The sequence below is a fragment of the Serratia sp. T13T92 genome (assembly GCF_047530105.1).
Taxonomy (GTDB): domain Bacteria; phylum Pseudomonadota; class Gammaproteobacteria; order Enterobacterales; family Enterobacteriaceae; genus Chania; species Chania fonticola.
The window spans coordinates 1-902 of sequence record NZ_JBLJAK010000127.1; the positions used below are offsets into that span (position 1 = coordinate 1).

Annotated in this window: 3 pseudogenes; 2 read left to right on the forward strand and 1 reads right to left on the reverse strand. The window is 52.2% G+C overall.

Going from position 1 to position 902, the window contains the following annotated elements:
* Both ACMV5I_RS29520 and ACMV5I_RS29525 read left to right on the forward strand, forming a co-directional pair.
* Window positions 1-126: pseudogene (locus tag ACMV5I_RS29520) on the forward strand (IS6 family transposase); the annotation flags it as partial.
* Between the two features lie 99 nt (window positions 127-225).
* Window positions 226-777: pseudogene (locus tag ACMV5I_RS29525) on the forward strand (IS6 family transposase); the annotation flags it as partial.
* Between the two features lie 39 nt (window positions 778-816).
* Here the strand turns inward: ACMV5I_RS29525 and ACMV5I_RS29530 are convergent.
* Window positions 817-902: pseudogene (locus tag ACMV5I_RS29530) on the reverse strand (arylsulfatase regulator); the annotation flags it as partial.

Sequence of the window (902 nt, forward strand, 5' to 3'; positions counted from 1 at the left end):
CACCATGAACCGGAGAAAGTGACCATTGATAAAAGTGGCGCTAACATGGCAACGCAGACCACACTCAACGCCAACAAACCAGAAGAAGGGGTCATTACTGTCAAGAAGAACAAGTATCTGAATAATGGGTGTTGTCACGTTAATCATGCCGCAGTTGTCTGCCAACCCAAAGTGGGCTAAATTTTTCGGATGCCGACATCAACGCTCAGTTTCAAACATCACCGCTTTCCACCGCAGATAGTCTCCCATGCGGTTTGGCTCTACCTCCGTTTCAACCTAAGTCTTCGGGAAGTGGAGGAAATGTTGCTGGAGCGCGGGATTGACGTTTCCTATAAAACTATCTGACGCTGGGCTATCAAATTCGGGCCGAAAATCGCCCAAAATCTTCGGCGCCGCCAGCCTAAGCCCGGTGACGTCTGGCATCTCGACGAAGTCGCGGTGAAATGTGGCGGGGAAAAATATTGGCTCTGGCGTGCCGTCGATCAGTCAGGCCTGGTTCTTGAAGAAATCCTCCAGAAAAAACGCGATAAATTAGCGGCTAAACGCCTGTTAGTCAGTCTGATGAAGCGCTACGGCATGACGCCCAAAAGGATCATCACGGGCAAACTGCGTTCTTATGGCGCGGCAAAAGCTGACGTGGCTCCTGGCCTTGAGCACTGGTCGCATAAGGGACTCAATAACCGAGCTGAGAATAGCCATCTCCCTTATCGAACGCGGCAGGGGTACAGGTCTGCGGCGGCGTTGCAGCGCTCTGTCGCGATGAATTCAGCAACTCGGGGTTCTACGCCGGAACCGCCGAAATTTCCGGCCTGTGTTTTAGTGATCTTTCGGGGCCTCAATTACGCCATCAGCAATCCCCTGAGCCAGTCGCTCCATCCATTTCGCAAAGCGAAAATATCCAG